Below are 22,419 nucleotides of genomic sequence, written 5' to 3'. Positions count from 1 at the left end.
ATCCCTCCTTATGCATAGTAGAACCTTGTGTCAAACACAATTTCAATATCACTTGCGTTCTGTATTTCAAAATCGTTTCGTCCTATATCAAGTGATGGGAGCCTGCCAGATGTCTTTAGACGTTTTTTATTTGCAACGGTGTACTGTTTAATAAAAGAAACTTCCTTTGATTTAGATAGTTCATCTTCAATTTTCAATCGTTCCCCCGTCGTATGATTGATGATGGTTACACCTTTTCCCTTTGCTTTCAACGTCACTTGGTAATCATGTCTAAGTGGATTGATCCTAAAGTCTCCAATGTTATAGATGCTGAACGTTTTTTTGTTCTTGAATGAATACTCTAAGTCGTCACGCATCTCAATATTCATTCCGGGACTCCATCGTTCACCCTCAAATGTTTGAAGATTAAGCGATGTACTTTTCGATTCAGCAGCACCCAAAACATCAGTGAATTCAACACTAAAAACAACATGGTTCTTTTCTTTTTCCTTTGGAACTGAAAAATTCCCATCACAAGTCACCAAAAAGCGCCTGTTAGGGAATAAATCGCAAGAAATATAATATGGGTACGGTTTAACCAATAAAGCATATAGCTCGCTTCTATAGCTGTAAAAATTTTCAGCTATTATAGAGTTCATGTATATTTCTACTTGGACAGACCTTTCTTTGTACTTCACATCCCGTGGATGTTGCGGCAGTACAATACCGTTAATTCGTGGCAATGACACTGTCTCAAATTCAACAATTGGTGAGGCAGGTGTCAGACTCAACGGATGGAAATGAGGAAGCAAGTCATTTAGACTTTGTTCACCCAATCCATTGTTAAAATCAATATATAATTCCATCTACCTCACCCCACTCATAAATGCTTCTTTTCTAAATCGTTCTCCTGTCGTTTGGTCTAGCTTTCGACCATCCATGTAGTTGTTGCTATCTTTTGAAATTAATTGTTCAAAGCCTTTTTGCATCATCATTAATCCTTGAGACAGCAGGTCTATTTGTTGTGCCATCAGACCAATTTGCTTGTTTTGGTTCTCGATCATCTGTCTCAAATCGGATCCATCTTGCTGCCTGCTCTGAGGCTTGTCTCCTTTGTTACTAATGCGATCAAGCATCTGTAAAGCCGTGGAGATCATACCATTCCCAAAACTAGGCACTCCAAGCTCTTTGCCAAGGTTAGAATACAACTGTAAAGAGCGTTTACGATACTTTGGCTCAGTGGTAATTGCATATTCGCGCCAGCCGTTTTCTCCTAACTGTGCAATTTGGTGGCTGTCGATAACACCACCAGATGCATAACCGATATAAGGGCCACCGCGCGCCATAGATTTTAATCCCGGATGATTATAGATGCCGCCATAACGCTTGTTAAGATAGTTAATCGCAGCAACAATTTGGTGTACTGGATGTTTGATGTTTCCATATCCGGGCTTTTTGTATGCTGCGAATGTTGTCGGAATAAACTGCATGAGTCCTTGTGATGGATGTCCCGCCTTCCAGTTACTGTCCCATCGGTTAACTAAGGTCGGGTTTCCACTTGATTCTTTCATAGCAATGGTTTCTAGTGCTTTTGCATAGGATGGGGAAATTCCAGTGATGCTGATGGCTTGTGCAACCCACTTTTTGACTGCAGCACTACCCCCTACACCTTTGAATGATCCTCCTTCTCCTCCAAAATCACCTAACGATTTTGTTAGAAATCCTAAAGCACCTTTTTGAATTGTCTTTAAAATACCTGTTCCAAGTCCGTCTATCCCTTTACCAGTTTTAAACGGAATGAGACCGCCAAATATATTGCTGATAATTTTCTTTGGGCCAGCCATCACAAGGTCAAAAATATCTGATCCGAAATCTTTCACCTTGCCGACTACTTCACCAGCTTTTTTGGCGCCCTTTTTAAAGAAATCACCAACACCGCCAGCATAACCCGGTAAGCCCTGTGAAGTGATTTTTTTGGTCTGATCATGAGGCAGTACCGATGTTCCGCGTGGTAAATCCCAAATTTGAGGACCACCAACGCCGACCATATATGTTCCAATACCAGGAGTATGTGCAAGCTCATATCCTTCCTCACCAACAAGTGCACGGCCTCCCGGGTGATAGTCAGTACCTTTGGCATATGCCTTACCGGGTGCAACGTTCTTCGCCTTTTTCTTCCCGTTGTGTCCGCTTGGTTTCCACTCAGGGATTGTCGGTATATTCATGAATTCAAGAACTTTATTGATACCACCAGTAATGGTATTGACGACACCAGCTAAATCCACAAGGAATGTATCCCAAGCGCCTAGCACTTCACCTGTCTCCCAATTGACTTGTTCGATATGTCCATCTGCTTGTTTCTTTGCTTCTTTCACAACGCCTTTATGGCTCTTTTTCGCCTCGTTGATTGTTTTGTCTCGCTGATCTTTGGCAGCTTTAACTGTCGCATCATGTTCTTTTTTGGTGATAGTACCTTTGACGTAATACTGATCATCTGCAGCTTTCACAACTGCATTGTATTGTTTTTTAGCATTGCTGATGACTTTGTCTTTTGCTGATTTACTATTTTTCACCGTTGCGGCAGCTTGCTTTGCAGATAAATTAGACGATTCTTCTTTTAACTTTTTAGAAATGAGTGTTTGCTCATCTTTGCTTTTTGTCAGAGCCGTTTCGACTTCTTTACTCATCTTTTGAGTAATGCCCTTGACTTCATCCCATTCTTTTTGGGTGAGCGAGCGATGTTCTTTTGCTGCTTTGTCATATATTTTTTTGACTCGGCTCTCGTACTTTTCTATTTGCTTCTGCTTCTTTTCATTGCCTGTTTTGATTTTATTGAGGATGTTTTCCTCATCTTTCTTTTTAAGTGAATTATTCTTTGAATAGAAATCTCCTAAAACGTCAAGAGACTTGTCAGCACTATCTTGATAGCCTTTTTTTATGGTGTCGGCCATTTTTGAAAATCGCTTATTCATGTTGTCAGCTATCTTATCCGTGATCTTCGTTTGATTGAGATACAGGCTGTCTAGCTTTGCATTGGCTTTTGTCTCCATATCCGAATAAGCATTTACAGCTTTCGAAGTGGATTCAGAAACTTTATCGCCAAAATCAATTGTTGCTGGCAAGACTCGTTTTTGCAGGTTGTCATAATATTTAAACCCTGCTTCGCCTAAAAGCGTGACCCCTGTTATCAGTAACCCAACTGGACCACCAAGCAACGATAAGCCGCCTCTAAGCAAACTCACAACACCTGCGCCTTTTTTTAAGATGTTAAACAGGCCAAAACCGCCCTTTGCGAGTTTCAAAAATCCCCCTGCACCTTTTACGGCGTTTACTCCTGCCATGACTATACCTTTACCAAATTTAAGTATCTCAGGAAGAAAAGAGAGCGCAAGACCTCCAATCATACCCATTGGCCCACCAAACATCATTAAACCGCCGCCAGCAATTCGAGACGCGCCGCCAAGTCCACGCATTGTCCTTGATGTTCTTGTGGCCGTTTGATTTAGACGGCCCATGCGTGTAGTCGCTAAACCAGTGTTTTGTTGTAAACGTCCCATACGAGTGGACATAACAGCCGTTGATGCTGCAGCTGTGTTAATGCCTGTCGCCGCAGTTCTTGAAGCGACACCCGCAGCTGTAACTTGTGTCGTGTATACTCCTAGACTTGTTGATGATCCTCTGACAGTGCCTGTCAGATACGTGCCAGCAGTTCTTAGCACTCTCCATCCTTCGGCCATTCTAGGAATGACACTCAATAACAATAAAGAAGCCCCACCTAAAAGGCTAAAAGCTGTTACGGCTGCGCCAGTAATGGCAATTGTTTGCATGACAGAAGGAGGCAGGTGATCAAACCAGTTAACGATCTTTGTTAATCCATCTGTAGTGGCGCGGATCACTGGAATAAATTGATTTCCTAATGAAATAACGGCATTATTTACTGCTGAACGCAGGTATTCCATTGATCCAGCGAGGTTGTCCATTTGCCCTTTTGCAACTTTTTCAGCTACACCGCCACTGTTTTCTATTTCTTTTGTGAATTTGTCGATCTTATCACCGCCCGCATGAAGCAAAGTGATAAAACCAGATAAAGCATGCTGACCAGCCAATTGCTTTGCAATACGGATTTTTTCTGTTTCTGTATAGTTTTTTGTTTTCTCATTGATTTGGTTGATGATGTCAGCTAATGGTCGCATACGGCCACTAGCATCAGTAACACTTAAGCCAAGCTCATGTATCGCATTACCTGCAGGTTTTGGAGGTGAAGCAAGCCTTGTTAAAGTGGAACGTAACGCAGTACCAGCCATATCAGCTTTAATCCCACTATTCGCCATGATACCCGTTGCGGCCGCTAACTCTTCCATGCTGACACCTGCAGTTTTTGCCGCAGGGCCAGCGTATTTCATTGTCTGTCCAATCTGTTGGAGTGTGGCGTTTGAATTGGTGAACGTGTAGGTCATTGCATCTGCTACCCGGTTTGTATCTTCTGCAGCAATATGAAACTCTGTGAGGATGTCAGATACAATATCTGCTGTTACACCTAAATCTGTTTGCCCTGCTGCCGCAGTAGCAAGCAAGCCCGGCATGGCACCGATGATGTTATTTGTCTTATAGCCAGCCATTGCAAGGTATTGCATTCCTTCGGCAACTTGTCCGTCTGTAAATTGTGTCGTAGCCCCCAAATGACGCGCCGTTTCTGTGAGACGGCCCATCTCGTCATTCGATGCATTCGCCACAGCACCGACCCGGCTCATAGCCTTTTCAAAGTCTGCGGCCACTTTAACAGCTCCACCTATTGCGACGGTGCCTGCTACACCGATACCTGTTAATGCCTTCCCTGCCATTCCCGCAGCAGAGTAGACAGATTGTAACTCTTCTGATACTTCCCCAGCGTTCTTCTTAAAAACAGAAAAAACACCAGCTGCTTTATTGCCGGTGCTTTGCAAATGCTCAAATTCTTTAGATACATCTCGTAATTCTTTTTCTAGCTTTTGATGAACAGCGATGGAGTCATTCAATTTGCGGGCATGTATTTGTGTTTCTCGCGCATCACGGCCCTTTTCTCTGACAAGTTGTTCATATCGTTTTCGATGTTCCTGAACAATTCGACCTTGAAGTTGATATTTGTTGTTAAGTCCCTCTACTTGTGATTGTAATTGCTTTGATCTATCACCAGTATTTTTATAAATGGCCGCAGATGCCTTCATTTCAGAGTTGGTTAATCTCAATTGCCTTTGAAGTCCTGTTATACCTTTATTAAAACCTGAGTCATCCAAATTGACCTTGGCGACCATATTTCCGATTGCTTGTGTCATATATGTATCACCCCTCTTTCCTGACTGAATTAAAAGAATACTTGATCAATAGGGACGAGTTTAGGCTTGTTTTCCTCCGCGACTAATTCTAGATAATGAAAAATATCCATTTGATCAATTTCATGCATTTTCCACCCTTGTTTTAACAAGGTGCTATAAATTTCATTCAATTGATCCTTCCCAGTTTTAACGGACTCTTCTAAGCTTCCACTTCGGGCAAAAAATCCTTTTCTTCGTCAGTTTCAGGCATTTTAAAACCCATGATCTCCATCATTACTTTCCTTACCACTTCTGCAATTTCAAACGACTGAAATCCCTCCTGAAATTGTTCAAAAGTAAACTGGTTATTAAAAACTCGAACGATAAATTTAATTCGTTCATTCAAGCTTTTAATAAGCTCTTTAGCATTTTCTGATTCTGTTGCTTTTTCATCTAATTCGAATGCCTCATAAAGTGTTTTTGCATCCGTTCTTGGGGCGATAAATGTTTTGAATTTCTTCTCTTCCTTAAACCATATTGAGATTGAAATTTGTTTTTGAGCCATTTTGACTCCTCCTTTTTCGAATTAAAAATAAGAGAGCTGTGAAGCTCTCTTTTGGTAAAAGTCTTAAGCGCCTTTCCCTAAATCAGCACTGATTTTCTCAGCTGATTGATAAGCGTCTCCATAAACTTTTTTATAGAACTTATCCAAATCAAAACCTTCTGTATCCTCATCAGCAACAACTTTATACAATTCGTCTTGTTCCCGATCTAAAAATTCGCCGGATAACTTTGCAGTTTGAAAGTCTACCTTTTCCTCTTTAGTCTTGACATCAGTGCCAGGAATAGAAAATCTACCTTGCACCAGACCTACATATCTTTTCTTTCCATTTGCTTTAACTCCATAAAAAGACATGGCCACCCATGGAGGAATGTTGTTCTTCTTGTACAAAAGCATGCCGTTTTCTTCCTCTAATCCAAGCAGCATAATAGAAATTTCATGTGGAAGATCACGCATTTCCATTTCAACTTTAGTAGACCCGGTTGAGACAACCATATCCACAAGTTTATTATCTGCATACTGTTTTTCAGTTGATTGCTCTGGTTCGACTTTTATATTGATTGCATAAGGAAACTCGTAAATTTTCTTTGCAACCCATAGTCCACTCTCTTGTTTAAGTGGTGAAAATTTAACACCAGCAACCCCAACTAACGAGCTGTGTTGAGTCATATATATTCCTCCGTTTATATTTCTATATTTTTTTCGAATCTATAGCCTTTTCTGATTAACCTCTCCTTCTCTAAAAAATCAGAAATAGGTATCGTTGGTGCAAAATCTAAACGCTCCATCACATCACCAATCGCAGCCAAAAAGGGTTGTGGATCGGCGTTGTGATAAACATCAATTTGATAAGTTGCGCTATCTTGAATAGGTTTATCATCAGCCCACTTGATCGGTCTGTAGTTGATTTCTTGCAGCACGACATACGGCGGACTCGACTTTGTACCCTCTGGCACTGCAAGCTCATAGATGTCACCTTTGTCTATTAAAGACAAAAGCGCTGGATCATTCTCCAACGCTTCAAAAATGGCATTCTTGCAAGTATCTGCACGCCTTATTAAGTTTTGATTGATCATAGTTTACTCAGCGCCTGTCGGTATTTATCTGCTACTCTTCGAATAGCCTCGTCCCATTTTGCATCTACAGTACGCGTAAAGAATTTTTGCGCAGGCTGATGTAAGGTGCCGAATTCAGGAAAGTGAATTCTCCATTGTGTATCCTTACGTGACTTCGATTTCGGCCAACCAACAGCCACATATTTCACTCCGTCACCGTCAGTGCGAAGCCGGGTAATATCAAGATCATCCTGCATGTGTTTTTGGGCTTTGTCCGACCTTGGTGTGTTTGGGTGAAGTTCATCTTTTATCACGGTTGCGCCAGCTGTAAGAGCTTCTTTATGCATTTTGCTTACTTTTCTTTGCATGTTGCCAATGGCGTTTTCTAATTCATCTAAACCTTCAATTTGAAGATTAAACATTACTACTTCACCACCTTTGCCCTAACTGTGAGGAAATGAAGCCTTGAATAATTGGGTGTTATAGACTCAATTTCGTAAACTTTTTCTTTGAATAAGAGCCTCATATGTTCGTCAATGTCTTCCCGGTGCCGAATGGTGAACTTGATTGTATGTTCTTTTTGGATAGCAGCTGCAGCATAATATTCAGCCCCTTTTAAACCCTCTGCTTTAGCCCAGCACTCAACCACAGTTTCCCAACCGTTGTCACCATCAACAGGTAAACGAGTCTTTTCTTTTTTCTGTTGAAACTGGATGCGGTGTCTCATGTCATTCAGCATCTTTTTCACCGTCCGCAACCACGTATTTGAGTTGATTGACCATTGTTGTGAGCACCCCGTCAAGATTTGATGTCGTTCCAGATATTTGCCTATTCTCATACCAGTGAGTCACAAAAGACATGACGGCCAGTTCTGCTCGTGCTAAATTATTAGGAAATTTCAGACCCGTTGCATTCGTGATGTACTCCTTTGCCGCAGCGATGAAATGTAAAATCAAATCATCCTCCACATCACCATCAATGCGGAGGTATTTTTTCGCTTTTTCAAGTTCTTTTTGTTCTGCCTCAGTCATCCGGCATCACCTTTATTCAGATTTTGGGTTTTCTAATGCTTCGACCTTATTTTGCAATTCGGTGATCAAGTCTTTTACAGCAGAATTGAGATTTTCCCACATGACGCTGCCAGTACCGATAGTGCGAGAGTTGACAGATTTATCAGCTAAGTGTTCATTTTTAATAGCGCCTTCCTCAATTACAGCTGCATCACCCTTATCACCTTTTGGTCCCTGCTCTCCCGGATCGCCTTTTTCTCCTTTTGGACCTTGAGGACCAGTATCACCTTTTGGTCCTTTTTCACCTTGCATCCCTTGAATGAAGAGAGGGTTTTCTTCACTGTTTCCTTTTAAATAAACAGGCGTGATAGGTTTACCGTCAGGCCCCGCCTCTGCAGATGTGAACACTCCGTTACTTTCATTCAAAAAATCTTTAGCCATGATAGATCAATCCCTTTCAATTTTTATTTATTTTCCAGCGTCTACAGACTTATCTTCAGAAGGTGTTTCAACTACTGCTTCCTCACCTACAACTAAATCAGTAACAATTACTGCGGCTTCTGGATCAACTACTTTTCCGTCAAATCGTTCAATACCTCTGAAATATGTTTGATCTGTTAGAAATGCATCTGAGCCGATGTCAGTTGATTTGATCTCGAATTTTTGACGATCAAACATAAAGTATGCATTTTTAAAATCACCGAATAGAATATGAGTTTTTTGTTTATCATCTGTGACAATCTCGTCATACACTTCAACGGGTCTACCGAATAAAAGGAAGCTATCCTCATTGCGTGGGTCCTCGGCTAAAATCCCGCGGCCGTTTTTATCTTCAATGTTTGCTAGTGTTTCAAATGCTTCTGTATTCATAACCCACTTAGCATTTCTTCGGTAACCCTTTTTAAGTTGATTTTTAACCTTCCGCAAAAATTTAATGGTGATAAGTGATGGCGCCTTGAGAGTTTTATATTTTTTACTTGAGATAATTCCTTCTATATTTTTGTCTCCACCTTTTCCATAGAAGACTTCCTCATTTTCAGTCACAGTCGCGCATTCTGAAAGCCATTCTACAATTTCTCTTGTGAAATTAAGGAAAGAATCATCGAGTAATTCAGCTGAAATAGGTAAAAACCCAGCGAATTTCTTAACGTTGTATTGGATTTCTTCAAATTCCATATTTTTTAGCTCTTTAATCGCCTCTTTTTCCCCAATATTATAAAGCTTTCCAGCAGTACCTTTTCTTACTGGATAAGTGCCAGATGGTGATTTTTTTGGCACAATGCGAACTAGATTACGAACAGAATTTAATTCTTGAATAGACTTAATAATCTGTTTTGAAATATCATCCGGTACTGTGTATCCGCCATCCTTATCACTACTAGATGAAAGCTGTCTATTTTCTTTTAAAACTTCCTGCAGCATTTTCCGTTCTTCGTTTCCCAATTCATCTTCACGGCCAGTCAAAACCTTGAACCATGCGTTTCTATATTCTTGGGTTCCTGTTAAACTGCGTTCTTCCTCAGATAAATCAGATTCAGGATCTCTTTTTTGTTCCGGTACATAATGTCTGTCTTCTTGAATGTCTGGTGCATCCAGCTCTCTTTCCTCAGACATCATTTCAATTCTTTTTTGCAGCGCCTTTGCTTCATCAAGCATAGAGCGTGCTTCTTCATCTTTTCCTTCACTTATTAAATTCCTAGCTTCTTGCTTTTTCTGTGTGAACTGCTGGCGCAATTGACGTTCCTCTTTACTCATCATTACTGGCATAGATTTTCCTCCTTGATTTTGAGCATAAAAAAAGACCCACTACATAGTCAGGTCTAATAAGTCTAGTTCCAGCTCAATCCTCTTATTTGATGTGTTTTTTTGTCTTTTTAAAACTTCTACTTTTTCTAGACTTCTTTCTCCTACAACAGCTTCCGTGTCGCTGTATGCAGGAGTTGTGACAAGTGAAATATCAAAAATGCGATTGATTCGATTGATTCGGCGCTCATATAACTTTTCTTCTTCATTTCTTGTCCATTCATCAGGTTCTTCATCACCTGAATGATCAAGAGAAAACGAAAAAGAACATTGATTGATCACGCCTGCTCTCAAATTCTTCATCAAATCTTGTCCGTAAGTTGTGTCTGTTGGCTCAAATCTAAATTTCAGCCCTATTGCATCAACAGTTAATTGAAGACTACCAGCGCCCGTTGAAACAGTGTTTCTTGCTAATGGATAATCAATTTTATGATTAAATAAAGCAATTACATTGGACATATCTGCTTCGTCCAACGCTCCACGGCTGATGATTTCCTTAAACCACCCAAGACGCTCAGACCACTTTTCAAATTTAAGGGCATAACCCTCTACATATTCACTTTTGCTTTCATCATCAAGTGACCTAACTTCAATTTCCGTCGTTAGCTGTCTGATTTCCTTCGGCATTATTCGGATCACCTCCTTTATGACCTGCTTTAGCCATCTGATATTGATCTAACATATCTAAGAAAGTGTAATTCAGTGAAACTAGGTGCCTGTCCCCATCAGGAATAGCATTCTTTGACTCAAGAGCACGAATTTCATTTATATTCATAGCTCCTATTCGTTCCATAATTTCATAGAATTCAGCTCTTGATTTTGAATCACCGCGCAATTCACTATTAACATTAAATTGAACATATAGCCCTTGCCTTATTTCATCATCAGTAAACAGCTTTGTATTGATTTCTTGTTCAAAGGAAACGATCCACGGCTGTAAAGTGTTCTTCACATATTCTATAGATTGATGTTCGATATTACTGAATGTAGCGCGGTCCAATTCATTTATCTTATGAAGAGGCACCTTGAATATGGAAGCGATTTGAGCCTTATTGAATTTCATAGACTCTACAAATTCGGCATCTTTTAGAGGCATTGAAATAGATTGATAATCAAGTCCAGCATCAACAATCGCAATACTTTCACCTGCATTTACTCTCTGCCATTCTTTTCTTGCAACCTCTTTTGCCTCTGGTTGTAACAGGGTTGGGATTTTCAAAATACCTCTTGGTGTTGCATCATTTTTGTACAATTTTGCGTTAAACTTTGTTGCAGCAGATTGAGCACCAATATGTTCCCTTGCAACCTGAATTGGACTGAGGCCTACTATTCCATCTTCCGTCATTCCTTTAAAGTGCAGAACTTCTTCCGCATGCAATTCAGCTCGTTTGTTATTGATGATTGTTTCGTACCACAATATACCTGTGTTTGGATCGAGGTACGGATTTGTATTCGCTGGATTAAGAGGGATTAATGTTTTGATATCACCTGTTTTATCTGAAAGAATCAAAGAATATGCATTTCCCCATGTACAAACATGCGTCATCATTACTTTTTTCCAAGTAAAAGCTGTCATATATTGATTGGGCTTTAAATAGAGCAATTTAAAAACAGGATGGTCACGCTCTCCTGAAATATTCTCTCCCAGCCTCCGAAACATATGGACAGATAGTTTTGCTATATCATCTGACAAAACATTTATACAAGAAAAAACATCAGGATGTTTTAACGAGGTCGATTCACTCACTTTCTCTCCGCTTGCTGTTTTACCACCACCGAAAATATCAAACACCCATTGCGGGACCTGTGACATCCCCCAGCCACTGTCTGAACCTTTTGATCTTTTAGAGAACATACCTTCTAATAACAATTAATCACCTCCTTCGGCTCATTAAAATTGCTGTAAATATAAAAAAAACACCTGTCACTAAAAGACCGATGATTTCATGTATTTTATAAGCTGCTATTGTAATAAAGATTGCCCCAGCAAAAAATACTAGGTCATTTAAGATTGAGAATAGAAAAATCATAATTTTTTTTATGATATTTTTCATTAGAATGAAAAGCCCCCTGACAAAATATACTCATTCAAATCTAAATGATCATCATTTTGACTAGCTCTCACATGAGCGTTTATGAGTGCAGCTGCTGGGTCAATACGTTGTGACGATTTTGATTTATCAAGCATGATATTCTCCTGCGCGTCAATCTTTGTGACGGCATTCCCCATCGCCCACGTTAATAGATCATTGTTGTCATGGATTAATTTTCGCGCTTTAGCTTTCTCACGTAAATCTTTGGTCGGCTCAGATAAGGTTTGCACCCCTTGCCTGATCTCGATCATGACGTATCCATCAGCTTCCATCTGCTGCGCAAACTGCGTTGCGTTATATGGATCATATCCAATCTCTTTGATTTTCCACCCTTTATCATTTTCCATTTTCTTGATGTAAGCACGTATATAGTCATAGTCAACGACAGCACCATCAGTAAGAGTTAGCCAACCTTTTTTGACCCACAAATCATACGGTACCTTGTCAGTTTTCATCCTCTCATGAAACGTATCTTCTGGCATAAAGCCGTGTGCTGTAACATAATACATCCCATTTTCGAGAGGAAATTCAAAACTGGCCGCTGTTAAATCAATTCGTTTTGATAAGTCTATCCCCGCATAACATTCCTTACCTTTTAAATCTGGTAGACCTTCACTCAAACCGCAATCTGACCATGCTTGCATATCCATATATCCGTTTGATCGCATGTTCACCCAAATATTCATGTTTTTGGTGAGGAAATCACGCATTTTTTCTGGTACATTCAAAGCCATTTCTAAACGCCGTCTTAAATAATTTATGCCAAACTCGTGTTTTGCAAGTATCGGATTCGCTTTTTCCCATTTACTCTCGTCTTTAATATCATCATCTGCATCTAACTCATTAATCATTGCAAAGTAATGGTCATTTTTCTCTACCATATTTGGATCTAAAAGACGAGAAGCAAAATTGTACTCGACACGGTAAGCAGGATTATTCAATTCAGGTCCAGCAGTTGTGATAATTACCATTAAAGGTTGTGATCTTGCTCCCATACCCGATTCAATAACATCATATATTTCTGATGTTGGGTGAGCATGATATTCATCAATAATTCCACATTGAGGGTTAAATCCATCTCCGGTTTTCCCGGCATCTTTTGCAAGTGGTGTGATAATTGATTTTGTTTTAATATGTTCAATTGTCCCATATGCTACCTTATATTTTTTTGATGGTTTATTGAGAAGATCGCTACCCTCAATTTGAGCCTTTATTTCTTTCCAGCAAATCTTGGCCTGCTCTTTTTTGGTGGCACCTATATACACTTCCGACATACTTTCTCCAAGCGCCATTGCTTCATATGACCCAACAATTGCTAAGCTTTGAGTCTTTGCATTTTTACGGCCAACTTGCCAATACACAATTGTAAAACGGCGAATGTCGGTATCTTTGTGGACCCATCCATAGACATTGCCGAAAATGAAAATCTGAATAGGATCAGGATCAATATTTTCACCTGCTAATGGTCCTTTGGTATGTTTAAATTGAGTCATCCAAAAAAGAAATCTGCGTGCTTTTTCTTCATCGAATACATACGGAAACTCTTCTGTTCCTTCTCTTTCGACATCATTCAAAAAACGTTGACAAGCCCAAATGTGTTTTTGACAAGCGTTAATTTCCCCTTGTAGAACATCATTTGAATAATCAATCATAAACTGCTTAATTGTCACACGTTATCAAACTCCTTCTCAGCAGCCGTCTTTTCTCGAATCTCCTGTGTTTTGGTGATCGCTAGTTTTGCGCGTGCTGATGGAGTAAGACCAAAATCATTTGCAGCTGACTTCATTTGATCAAAGAAGTTCTTTTGTCTTTTCAATAATGGGTGTTCTTCCCCAATCAATTCAATTGGATTTCCGTCCTCATCAAATCCATCTTTATGAACCATGAGTCCATCATCTTCTATCACTTTAGTTATTGAAATGTATTGTGAATAGGCATTACAATAGGCGGCCAACATGCTGATATCTGCCTCCGTTATAATGTCCACTTCCTTTAATAGCTCGGCAATCCGTTTGAATTCCTTTTTAGCAACCTTATCTAACCAGGATGGAGGTTTGATATTGTTTGATCGCATTTTCATTTTCTTTTCTTGGTCGGCGCGCATCGCTAGTTCATCTGTGTTTTTCTTATTTGGATTGCCCTGTATTAGTTGAAGCGTTGCGGATTTTGCAGGTCTCGGCATATTTTTCACCTCATTTTTTTCAAATTCATACTTGTTTTTGAATGGATTCATGCTATGATCGAATTAACAACAAAACCAGTCGTACCAAGCCCTCTCGGTATTTTCACCGAGGGGGTTTTTCGTGTTTTTGGAAACTTTGAAAAGCGGTGTTTGTTTGTAGACGACGGCTCACCGATCTTCACAAAGCCGTTTTCTAGGGATTTAATGCCGGGGGGTACTATGACCCTCGCTTGCCATGAACCTTGTTGTGACAGCTATTACACATGCTTTCGAGGTTATTTAAATCTAATCGTTTGTTCCAATCCTGTTTTAGCTCTACTATGTGATGAACCATGACAGCAGGAACGACACGATCTTGCTTTAAACAGCTTTGACAAAGGTAATTGTCTCGCATTAGAACAAGTTGTCTTGTCTGTTTCCACTCTTTCGATTTGTAAAAGTTTGTTGATTGTTTATCTCGAACATGTTTGTTGTAATACTTTGCTTCCTGCTGCTTACCATCGGCATGAGTGGGACAATAACCATCCCTTGTTAACTCTCTGCACCCTCTCACCTTACACTCCCTCAATGGTTTAGGTGGCATTGGATTCACCAGCTTTCCTCTCATCTATCATCGCAAACAAAACAAAGGCATGAAGATGCCCTACTTTCTGTACAGCATAAAATTTCCTATGCTGCCTTTGATATGACGCTAGATAGGATCGTGCTGCTTCATAGGACAGAGTCTGGCTGACATGTAGTAAGCTGTCTATAGCTTGCCTGTCCCTCACACCGTAAGAACCAAGCATGCCTAACCCCCTGATGATCTCCCCATCTGCCCATATGCATCCCCTTTTATTAAGGGCTTTAAGTCCGTTATACAATTGGTCTGTCCTTACTGCGTGTCCAACTGCTGTGTTAATGATTAGTTCCCTGAGTGAGTTGTCCACGTTGTGTCCCTCCCCAAAATAAAAAGCACCCCGAAGGATGCTATGAATTGTTCAATCTTTGTTTGGCTTCATCAATTAGAGGAAACATAAGACGTTTGACGCTTTCATGTAGCTGCGTATATTTTTCAAAACGTCGTTGTGCGCTTCTATGTGTCGTTGCTTGTTCGTAAAAGCTGCGTGCCTTTCTCAATTCCCGTAATTTCTGGCGGATGACTTTATTTGTAGCAGAAACAACATTCGAGTTTCCACAATGAGGACAGGAGAAGAATTGAATTACAATTCCTTTCGCTTCATTTATCTCTCTAACTTCCACAGCATAATATGTTTGGCATTTCTCGCACAAAACATCATTCATTTCATATTACCCTTTTGTAGAATGTAGACCCCTCGTTCTTTGTCCCAAACTAGATCATCTTTATTTGGCAGCTCATTCAATGCTTTCCCACGTTTATACTGAGTTCGTTTTTCATTGGGATACTTACTAACGACATCCGCATTTTGCAGGTTGATATAAGCAGAACCAAATTCATCAGGTCCAGATGTTTCCCAATTGAAACCTACATTGATTAATCCTTTCAGCGATTCACCTTTATGGATTACCTCGGGAATAGAATTTATATCTTTCAATGTGATTTGAAGCAAAGGAGGCTCTTCAAATGTCCAAGGTTCAAGGTTCTCTGCTTCTTCTTTGATCGTCAGTACGCCAGGGATTCCAAAAATTTCAGTCAATGTTGCTTGTTCTATCCCCGTATCGATTTTACTTTCTTCGTATGGAACGTATTTCTCCCCAGCCTTTAAGGTGCTTCTATCAAGCAAGAACCCAGAAACCGTAACACCCTTTTCTATCAATATAGTGATGGTTTCCTCCCGTACCCCTTCTTCAACCAACACTGTTTCAAAACGGGTACTCTTTTTGAAAGCAGTCTCTCCGATAACCTTTATATTGGGATACTCTTTTCTATAACTATTAACCATTAAATCCATGACGACAATCGGTATTTCTTTAATTCCGGCTAGATGTACAAGCGCTGCTGTTTTCCCAATTCGTCTTGTCCTAGCAGTCGTAACGATCAAAGTCTTTTTAGATAACGCCTCATCCAGTTGGTCAAAGATGCTTCTGTAAGTTAAGTCTAAGTACATTTTCTACACTCTCCTCATAATAAAAGCACCTGTCACACAGACAGGCGCTTCACATTTATCTATTCCACAAAATCAATCAGTGAGTCCATTCGCCAGCATCTTCATTATACGTTCTTGTGCTTCCTTGAAAGACATATCCTCGGCATCAAAGAATGTATACTCTGATTTAATCAAATTGCCCTCGTATTTAATTTCAGCATTCGCAACGATATAAGGAACACGCTTAACGGTTTCAATAAAATACGACTCGTCGAAAGGTTCTCTCACTTCTCGAACACGCTGCTCCATAGATGTCACAGTAAGTTCTACCAAAGCTAACACCTCCATATAAAAAAGCGACCTCCGCAATGGAAGCCGCTCTCAATTTATCACCTAATACCATCATAACCGCTCTCAGACAAAATGCTTTGCCAAGATCGTGCCAAAAGTGTGCCATTTTTATACGATTCTCAAACATAGATAAGTAGTTCATTTTAGTCCTATTTTTTGTTTTACCCACTCCTTAGTCATATCTGCGCCAACACTAGAAATCACCATAAGTGGAATACCACTAATTTGTTCCCCTAATTTCTCTTTCAATCTTTTATAAACAGTTTCATTCCTCAAACTATCTAAAAAATCATGACCTTTGTGAGTTAAACTTCTGGCCAACCATCGGAAATGATAAGGACCTCTTGTAGCATCTTTCCCTTCGATTAGTCCTGCCTGAGACAACAATTTCACTTGGTAACTAACTTCTTCAAGAGTTTTTCCATCAACCTCAATAATTCGCCACTCCAAAGGATTTTGGTCTTCTTCTAAGTAAAGTAATATTTTACGAATTAAATCCATGTCTCTTTTTATAGTAATCATCCCTTCTTCATCTGCATTATTTTCCGACAAAAAAAGCGACCTCCACCAACGGAAGCCGCTCTTAAATTAATTACCTTTCGTGATAGCTTTAATCATTTGCCATACCCTCTTTCATCTTTTGTAACATCTTTTCAGTATCTTTATCGGTTCTTTTATTCAACCATTTAAGTAATGCTGTTGGAGCATGACTGTTATCCATCGGTTGAGACCACTCATCTTCAAAGCGGGTTTTCAGATCACCGAAAGTCATTTCACTAACATGTTCTAAAGGAACATTGAATTTTGTGCTAATTAATTTGTTTACAAGTTGGTCAGTTGAGCCGACTTTTTCAGACAACAGAAAATTTGAATGAACATCGTTATCTTCTTTCTTTCCACCAATACGATTTACATATTCTTCATAACGGTCTCTTATAAACTCAAGAATTTTATCAGATGCCGTGAAATGCTTTCTAATCATTAAACCCGCTCCTATCGAACTGTAATTATATTCTAATTATATCAGCATCATCTTCGCTTATCCACATTATCCACCAATTAACCATATCTAATATTGTGTCTAACTCAGGGAATCGCTGAATCCTTTGCCCCTCTTGCTTTTCAGCCATTTCCTTAAAATGAGTTGGACATTTTCTCATTATGGTTAGTTGATGAAAAAGCGCACAAAAAAAGACCCACCTGCCAATTGAACAGATGAGTCTATAAGCCAAAGTCGTCCATTGTTCTATCCATTGTGTCTTGTGTGATCCCGATATATCTCAATGTAATATCTGGGCTTGAGTGGTTGAATATTTCTTGTAGCAAGGCCACATCCTTGAATTTCTTATAATGCCAGTAGCCAAACGTTTTCCTTAGTGTGTGTGTCCCTATGCTATCGAGGCCAACATACTCCGCTGCCTCTCTCAATATATTATATGCACTACTGCGGCTGATAGGCTTGTTTAGCCCCTCCCTGCTTCTAAATACATACTCTTGATCATCGCGATCTTTAATATATTGATCTAGTGCTTTCCGAAGCGTCTTGTTTACCTTGATTCTTTTTTCTTTGCCTGTTTTCTTCTCCCTTAAAGACACATATTGTTTCTTAACGTCTTTGACACGTAATTGAAGAAGATCAGATATTCTCAAGCCTAGATTGATTCCGGCCACAAAAAGCAGCAGGTTTCTTTTGTTCCGCTCTCCAAGATATTTCTTTATATAATGGATCTGATCAAGGTCCCTTATTGGCTGAACAAAATTCATGATTTATCCCCCTGCTTATACACTTCTTCTCTAAGTGCGAAGGCTAAACGGTAAAAGGCTTTATTCTTGAATCGGTAATAATTCCGCTGGCTTAGACCCATTTCTGCATAGATTTCATAATCAAACATCTCTTCATCCTGCATATAGAGCATTACTAAGATGCGGCGCTCTTTTTGCGTAAGGCGATTAATTGCACGCTGAATGCGTTTCATGAACTGATCACGCTCGATTTCCCAATCCATTTTTTTAAGAGCTGCATCCTCGGTCGATGAATGAAACTGATTGGAGAAACTCGGCGGCGTAATGGTGTATGTTGTTGTGATCTTTGGAAGAAAGTCTTCCGGCGTTTGCAACCTAAGTATTTTATACTTTTCCATCATCTTTTCCATTTTGAATCTTGTTTTTTCCTCGTCGATCTGCGGAATGTCTAAGCTTGTTTGATTCATGATAATTCCCCCTTTATTTTCTGCGCATGGCCCCGCCTTTGGCTCTTCTCAGTCTCTGCATGTTTTGCCCCATCAGCTCTCTTAAATCTCTGTCAGTGAGCTTCTGCGGCTGTTTTTTTGGTTTATCCTTCTTCATGGCCGCTCCTTTCCGACAAAAAGAAAACGGACACCAACCAGCACCCTTAAAAGGTGTTGATCAGTGTCCGCAGGCTCTCCGTCTTGGACTTATTTAGTTGTATCTATGAAAATATGTTCCCAATCATCGTCACTCTCGTCATAATTGCTTTGTATGAAAAAATAACAAGCTGTTTTATCTTTAGACTCAAACAATGTTTCATCTGTTCTTTTGTCATAAACTCTATACTGATTCATTTCGCTCCCCCTCATCTACGCCCTGCTCCATGAACTTTTCATATGTTTGTTGGCACATATCAATTCCGTACTTCCCGCAGTGAGCGCAATGGACATTCTCGGACAATTTAATCTTTTCAATATATGTTGGCTTTTTACATTCTCCGCAAAAATAGGGATATAAAGTGATCATTTTTCCTTTTGTCATTTTCCGCTCTCCATCCGTTCTTTATCCCGTTGCCTGATTTTTTCGTAAGTCTGTACGCTCATATAAATTTCATGCGTTGCACAGTGGGCGCAATTGACGTCTTCTGGCCATTTAAGCTCATCAATATATGTCCATTCATCACAATCTTCACAATAGTAGCTGTGCAAGTCTTCTGCTTTCATTCCGCTACCTCCTTGGCATATTCTTGTAGCTGCCTTTCAATAGTTTCCACAGGTACAAGAGGAAAAGCAGTCTTTTCCCACAAGATAAATTCACATCGCTTATCATCAGCGGCAGGGAAATACCTTCTTATTAAGTCGTGCCATGTTCTGATCGTCATTTCCGCACCTCGAAAGCGGGCGTATAGATATGGCCTTTTACGCCTGTCCAGTTTTTGTTTCTGTAGATCGTCATTTTGATACGGTGCGTGCCTGCTGTGTGATTTACTGTGTAAAATTCCTTTGCTGGTGTGGCTGTTTTGAAAGAACCGACCAAACTAAACCGCTGATCCTTCCATTTGCCATTCACCTTCTTTTGAAGGGTAAAGCGGTAGTATACTGTTTCATTGCCTGTTTTGCGTGCTGTCACATCAATGCTTTTAGCACGTGGTGTGTATGAATTGGCATCCGTTGATACGCTGACAGTATGCCCGCCAATTGTTTTATATCCGCTCGTTACTGCCGCAGCAGATGGAGCATAAAGCACCGCAGCCACAATGATAGATAGTGTGATTAGTAGTTTTTTCATTTGTCATCCCTCATTTCGCTCATTTCGGATATTTCTACTTCCACACTAAACGGACTTCGATAATCGTTATCTGAACGCTCCAAAACTTTTAACCATTTTGTCTTTTCAAGAACATAAGACACATCTTGTCCGCTCGATGAAGTCTTTTCAGCATCATCAAGAACAGCATAAAGTGCACCTTCTGGTATATCTTCTGGGACCTCAATAAACACGCTACGGTGGTATTTTAGGGTCTCTTCTATGTCTAGTTTGATTTTTTTAGTTTTCATCTTCATTCCCCTTCCTCATAGCAGGCTCCCGTCAATGATCAGTACCATTTCTTCTTCGTTTGTTAAATGCTCAAGCACTTCTTTGACCGGGATCACATTGTTGTCCTCTCCATTTACTCGGCTGTATATGATTGCTGCATATGCTTCCGTAACTTCGGTCATGTTCTCTATTAATTTGCCATCATCATCAGCAACGGTATCAGTATAAATTTCCGTGGCTTTTTTGATATTCCGTGCTTTGATTAATGCATAATAAGGCTCGTGCGTCTCATAAAACTTCATTTCTTCTTTTTTGCTTTTAACCTGTTCTTCCAGCAACTGAATGGCCGTTTCAAGGTATGTCGCAAAATCAATTGCTTCTTCCTGCGCATGTCGCAACCATCCTTTTAAGTCGTGGGAAGATGTTTCAACCTCAACCCCGTACTTTTGCAGGCCTTTTTCCTGCTGCTTATGCAATTTCTCGATGACTGAATATACAATTGGGTTATTTTCGTTCATTGTGCTTCCTCCGTTCCTTGTGGCAAAATATCTATCTCTACACGTTGTTCAGACGTCCAATATGCTGTTGCATAGTCACCTCTGAAAGCATGATTTAAGATTTCTTGCATTTTTTCAACGACTTCTTTTGTAAAACAATCGTTAGCACGTTCATCCCAGTTTTCATACATGTCTTCATGTTCTGCCTCTATATATCTTTCAATCATGGTGCTTGCTTTCGGTTCCCATCGTCTTCTCTTAATAACAAACCAGTTACCTTCAGGAGAGGCTTCACCGTCTCTAATATCATCAATAAGCTCGGCTACCATGTAAATATCATGCGTCTCTTCGTTACCAACCTCGATATGATGTGGTAAATTTGATAGTTTTAATGGTTTATTTAATTTCATCGTGCTTCCTCCTTTAGTGATTCAGTATCAATATTTAAGACCTGCAGCATCCAAAGAAGAGTAGCCATGCCGGCAACAGCTTCTTTATCCGCTCCATTCGATTTCACGCCTCTTTCTACAAAGTCGTTCATTCGTTCTATGATTTGATTTTGTTGCTTTTTATTGAGCTTCACTCCGTGCTCTCCTTCTCATCAAACATTTTCAAAATTTCTCTAATAATCCTCTGCTGCGCCAAAAGGTTTTTTTCGCAAGACAAGTTTTCAAGCAACTCTTTGAGTTCTTCTCTTTTCTCCATCAGGCTTGCTCCTTCGCTAGTTGTTCATTTGGCAATACCGACAGGTCATAACCTGATTCAATAAAACTAATGCTCAATTCCCTATTAACATCATTTCCTAAGTGAGTATAAACCTTGTCCATTTCTTCTTTAGAGAAGTTAGTCCCTAAAAACTCGTTGAATATTTGAAGCACTCTCTTTTGCCAGTAGTGACCTACTCCTTTGCAACTTGGTCGAGATAGCCAAGCTAAAACCTTACATTTTAAATCAAGGTCTGTTTTGACATCCTCTAACCTAAAATAAATATTTTTGGTTGGGACTAAGATCAACTCATTATTGTGATTAATAAATACTTTAGGTGATACTTTCTCAGTAATCTCTATGAGTCTATTTAATTCAGTTTTTACGCTCGTCATTCAGTATCCCTCCTGCTGCCGCTTATTATTGACGGCGTTTTTTTGCATGTATGCTTGTTCTATTTGTTCAGGATTGAAGCCGAAGCCAACGATTCCAATTGCAATAAATAGCCACCATGCTAAACGAAAATTTGATTCTTTTGTGTATTCATCACTAAACATTTGAGAGTTCAGTAAATGCCACTGCATTTTTAAAAATGCTCCTGAAAGTCCACCTTCAAAGCCTTCCCTTTGGAAATCTTCAATGGATTCTTCTAATAAATACAGATGCCAGCCCTTTTTAATCGCAATTGATAAGAAGAAGTGAATGCAGTCCGCATATTCCTCTAAAAGAGGGTTTTTAGTTCCTTCTGTGCCTTCTCCGTCGCAATCTTCACATTTGATAAATTCATGACCACCGTAGCCCTCAGCATCTTCTGCAACTCTTTCGTAATTCACATCACCAGTACCGTTACAAGGGGAACAATCTATCAATCTTTCTGTGCATGGCTTCTGGTTATCACTCCAATGCTTGAACCAGCGCCCTTCATTTGCAAACTCGCCTAGTTCAGTAATTAGAGCAACATATGTGTTAGGCAGCAGGTCTTGACCTTCCAGCCCTTTTTCTCGGATGATTCGGCGGTCTAACTCCGACTGCATTTTAAACATTTTTTCAAGATTCATTTTAGTTGGCCCCTTTTCAA

At 39.8% G+C, this 22,419-nt stretch carries 35 protein-coding genes; all 35 read right to left on the bottom strand.

The features are described 5' to 3' along the window. Positions 1–8 precede the first annotated feature (8 nt). The 35 genes from NSS92_RS01565 to NSS92_RS01390 all read right to left on the bottom strand — a co-directional run bounded on the left by NSS92_RS01565 (position 9) and on the right by NSS92_RS01390 (position 22,399). Positions 9–845, bottom strand: coding sequence for a phage tail domain-containing protein (locus tag NSS92_RS01565; protein ID WP_335371121.1), 837 nt, complete (start codon positions 843–845; stop codon positions 9–11). Beyond that, entirely contained in the window at positions 846–5,291 is a 4,446-nt protein-coding gene (locus NSS92_RS01560) for a phage tail tape measure protein (RefSeq protein ID WP_335371122.1), read from the bottom strand. A 29-nt stretch (positions 5,292–5,320) separates the two neighbouring features. Beyond that, complete coding sequence (locus tag NSS92_RS01555) at positions 5,321–5,461, bottom strand: hypothetical protein (protein WP_323648231.1); 141 nt, start codon at positions 5,459–5,461, stop codon at positions 5,321–5,323. Between the two features lie 29 nt (positions 5,462–5,490). Beyond that, entirely contained in the window at positions 5,491–5,835 is a 345-nt protein-coding gene (gene gpG / locus NSS92_RS01550; protein ID WP_335371123.1) for a phage tail assembly chaperone G, read from the bottom strand. A 63-nt stretch (positions 5,836–5,898) separates the two neighbouring features. After that, positions 5,899–6,501: a major tail protein gene (locus tag NSS92_RS01545; RefSeq protein WP_335371124.1), complete on the bottom strand. Its 603-nt coding sequence runs from the start codon at positions 6,499–6,501 to the stop codon at positions 5,899–5,901. Between the two features lie 14 nt (positions 6,502–6,515). Next, complete coding sequence (gene gp17 / locus NSS92_RS01540; RefSeq protein ID WP_335371125.1) at positions 6,516–6,908, bottom strand: tail completion protein gp17; 393 nt, start codon at positions 6,906–6,908, stop codon at positions 6,516–6,518. Beyond that, a complete protein-coding gene (locus NSS92_RS01535; protein WP_335371126.1) occupies positions 6,905–7,309 on the bottom strand; it encodes an HK97-gp10 family putative phage morphogenesis protein in 405 nt (134 codons plus the stop codon). The genes gp17 and NSS92_RS01535 overlap by 4 nt, the downstream gene beginning before the upstream one ends. A 2-nt stretch (positions 7,310–7,311) precedes the next feature. Beyond that, complete coding sequence (locus NSS92_RS01530; protein ID WP_335371159.1) at positions 7,312–7,626, bottom strand: phage head closure protein; 315 nt, start codon at positions 7,624–7,626, stop codon at positions 7,312–7,314. Then, the gene (locus NSS92_RS01525) at positions 7,616–7,918 is read right to left on the bottom strand and encodes a head-tail connector protein (RefSeq protein ID WP_335371127.1); all 303 of its coding nucleotides are present in this window, start codon (positions 7,916–7,918) and stop codon (positions 7,616–7,618) included. The genes NSS92_RS01530 and NSS92_RS01525 overlap by 11 nt, the downstream gene beginning before the upstream one ends. Positions 7,919–7,930: 12 nt before the next feature. Then, on the bottom strand, positions 7,931–8,338 hold the full coding sequence (locus tag NSS92_RS01520; RefSeq protein ID WP_335371128.1) for a collagen-like protein: 408 nt from the start codon (positions 8,336–8,338) through the stop codon (positions 7,931–7,933). Positions 8,339–8,365: 27 nt separating this feature from the next. Then, on the bottom strand, positions 8,366–9,664 hold the full coding sequence (locus NSS92_RS01515) for a phage major capsid protein (RefSeq protein ID WP_335371129.1): 1,299 nt from the start codon (positions 9,662–9,664) through the stop codon (positions 8,366–8,368). Positions 9,665–9,703: 39 nt separating this feature from the next. Then, a complete protein-coding gene (locus tag NSS92_RS01510; protein ID WP_173408282.1) occupies positions 9,704–10,327 on the bottom strand; it encodes an HK97 family phage prohead protease in 624 nt (207 codons plus the stop codon). Further along, a complete protein-coding gene (locus tag NSS92_RS01505; protein ID WP_335371130.1) occupies positions 10,290–11,570 on the bottom strand; it encodes a phage portal protein in 1,281 nt (426 codons plus the stop codon). The genes NSS92_RS01510 and NSS92_RS01505 overlap by 38 nt, the downstream gene beginning before the upstream one ends. Before the next feature lie 183 nt (positions 11,571–11,753). Next, a complete protein-coding gene (locus NSS92_RS01495) occupies positions 11,754–13,445 on the bottom strand; it encodes a terminase large subunit (protein ID WP_335371160.1) in 1,692 nt (563 codons plus the stop codon). Between the two features lie 14 nt (positions 13,446–13,459). Next, positions 13,460–13,975 (bottom strand): phage terminase small subunit P27 family, encoded by a 516-nt coding sequence (locus tag NSS92_RS01490; RefSeq protein WP_335371131.1) that lies wholly within the window; start codon positions 13,973–13,975, stop codon positions 13,460–13,462. 217 nt (positions 13,976–14,192) lie between these two features. Continuing rightward, a complete protein-coding gene (locus NSS92_RS01485) occupies positions 14,193–14,558 on the bottom strand; it encodes an HNH endonuclease (RefSeq protein WP_335371132.1) in 366 nt (121 codons plus the stop codon). After that, positions 14,548–14,904 (bottom strand): hypothetical protein, encoded by a 357-nt coding sequence (locus tag NSS92_RS01480; protein ID WP_335371133.1) that lies wholly within the window; start codon positions 14,902–14,904, stop codon positions 14,548–14,550. The genes NSS92_RS01485 and NSS92_RS01480 overlap by 11 nt, the downstream gene beginning before the upstream one ends. A gap of 40 nt (positions 14,905–14,944) precedes the next feature. After that, positions 14,945–15,259 (bottom strand): transglycosylase, encoded by a 315-nt coding sequence (locus NSS92_RS01475; protein ID WP_335371134.1) that lies wholly within the window; start codon positions 15,257–15,259, stop codon positions 14,945–14,947. Continuing rightward, complete coding sequence (locus NSS92_RS01470; protein ID WP_335371135.1) at positions 15,256–16,044, bottom strand: hypothetical protein; 789 nt, start codon at positions 16,042–16,044, stop codon at positions 15,256–15,258. Before NSS92_RS01470 ends, NSS92_RS01475 begins: the two co-directional genes overlap by 4 nt. A 72-nt stretch (positions 16,045–16,116) precedes the next feature. Next, positions 16,117–16,365, bottom strand: a complete 249-nt coding sequence (locus NSS92_RS01465) for a hypothetical protein (protein WP_340869877.1) — start codon at positions 16,363–16,365, stop codon at positions 16,117–16,119. Between the two features lie 147 nt (positions 16,366–16,512). Then, positions 16,513–16,926: a DUF2513 domain-containing protein gene (locus NSS92_RS01460; RefSeq protein WP_335371137.1), complete on the bottom strand. Its 414-nt coding sequence runs from the start codon at positions 16,924–16,926 to the stop codon at positions 16,513–16,515. Between the two features lie 58 nt (positions 16,927–16,984). Further along, entirely contained in the window at positions 16,985–17,356 is a 372-nt protein-coding gene (locus tag NSS92_RS01455) for a hypothetical protein (RefSeq protein WP_340866787.1), read from the bottom strand. Between the two features lie 239 nt (positions 17,357–17,595). Continuing rightward, on the bottom strand, positions 17,596–18,138 hold the full coding sequence (locus tag NSS92_RS01450) for a site-specific integrase (protein WP_340866786.1): 543 nt from the start codon (positions 18,136–18,138) through the stop codon (positions 17,596–17,598). Continuing rightward, a complete protein-coding gene (locus NSS92_RS01445) occupies positions 18,135–18,584 on the bottom strand; it encodes an ArpU family phage packaging/lysis transcriptional regulator (protein ID WP_335371139.1) in 450 nt (149 codons plus the stop codon). The genes NSS92_RS01450 and NSS92_RS01445 overlap by 4 nt, the downstream gene beginning before the upstream one ends. Before the next feature lie 13 nt (positions 18,585–18,597). Continuing rightward, on the bottom strand, positions 18,598–18,720 hold the full coding sequence (locus NSS92_RS01440; protein ID WP_257787580.1) for a hypothetical protein: 123 nt from the start codon (positions 18,718–18,720) through the stop codon (positions 18,598–18,600). 89 nt (positions 18,721–18,809) lie between these two features. Further along, positions 18,810–18,956 (bottom strand): hypothetical protein, encoded by a 147-nt coding sequence (locus NSS92_RS01435; RefSeq protein ID WP_335371140.1) that lies wholly within the window; start codon positions 18,954–18,956, stop codon positions 18,810–18,812. A gap of 183 nt (positions 18,957–19,139) precedes the next feature. Then, complete coding sequence (locus tag NSS92_RS01430) at positions 19,140–19,325, bottom strand: hypothetical protein (protein WP_335371141.1); 186 nt, start codon at positions 19,323–19,325, stop codon at positions 19,140–19,142. A gap of 154 nt (positions 19,326–19,479) precedes the next feature. After that, on the bottom strand, positions 19,480–19,890 hold the full coding sequence (locus NSS92_RS01425) for a hypothetical protein (RefSeq protein WP_335371142.1): 411 nt from the start codon (positions 19,888–19,890) through the stop codon (positions 19,480–19,482). After that, positions 19,887–20,159 carry a hypothetical protein gene (locus tag NSS92_RS01420; RefSeq protein WP_335371143.1) on the bottom strand — a complete coding sequence of 91 codons (273 nt, stop codon included), beginning with the start codon at positions 20,157–20,159 and terminating at the stop codon, positions 19,887–19,889. Before NSS92_RS01420 ends, NSS92_RS01425 begins: the two co-directional genes overlap by 4 nt. Positions 20,160–20,174: 15 nt before the next feature. Then, positions 20,175–20,657 (bottom strand): hypothetical protein, encoded by a 483-nt coding sequence (locus NSS92_RS01415; protein WP_335371144.1) that lies wholly within the window; start codon positions 20,655–20,657, stop codon positions 20,175–20,177. Next, entirely contained in the window at positions 20,654–21,046 is a 393-nt protein-coding gene (locus NSS92_RS01410; RefSeq protein WP_340866785.1) for a hypothetical protein, read from the bottom strand. The genes NSS92_RS01415 and NSS92_RS01410 overlap by 4 nt, the downstream gene beginning before the upstream one ends. Continuing rightward, entirely contained in the window at positions 21,043–21,219 is a 177-nt protein-coding gene (locus NSS92_RS01405; RefSeq protein WP_335371146.1) for a hypothetical protein, read from the bottom strand. Before NSS92_RS01405 ends, NSS92_RS01410 begins: the two co-directional genes overlap by 4 nt. Beyond that, positions 21,216–21,341 (bottom strand): hypothetical protein, encoded by a 126-nt coding sequence (locus NSS92_RS01400; protein ID WP_335371147.1) that lies wholly within the window; start codon positions 21,339–21,341, stop codon positions 21,216–21,218. Before NSS92_RS01400 ends, NSS92_RS01405 begins: the two co-directional genes overlap by 4 nt. After that, the gene (locus tag NSS92_RS01395; protein WP_335371148.1) at positions 21,341–21,736 is read right to left on the bottom strand and encodes a hypothetical protein; all 396 of its coding nucleotides are present in this window, start codon (positions 21,734–21,736) and stop codon (positions 21,341–21,343) included. The genes NSS92_RS01400 and NSS92_RS01395 overlap by 1 nt, the downstream gene beginning before the upstream one ends. Further along, positions 21,737–22,399 (bottom strand): dUTP diphosphatase, encoded by a 663-nt coding sequence (locus tag NSS92_RS01390; RefSeq protein ID WP_335371149.1) that lies wholly within the window; start codon positions 22,397–22,399, stop codon positions 21,737–21,739. Positions 22,400–22,419 lie beyond the last annotated feature (20 nt).

It is taken from the genome of Bacillus sp. FSL M8-0166 (genome assembly GCF_038008825.1).
GTDB lineage: Bacteria > Bacillota > Bacilli > Bacillales > Bacillaceae > Bacillus > Bacillus safensis.
Note: the sequence above shows the minus strand (reverse complement) of the source record. Positions and strands in the feature narration are given on the sequence as shown.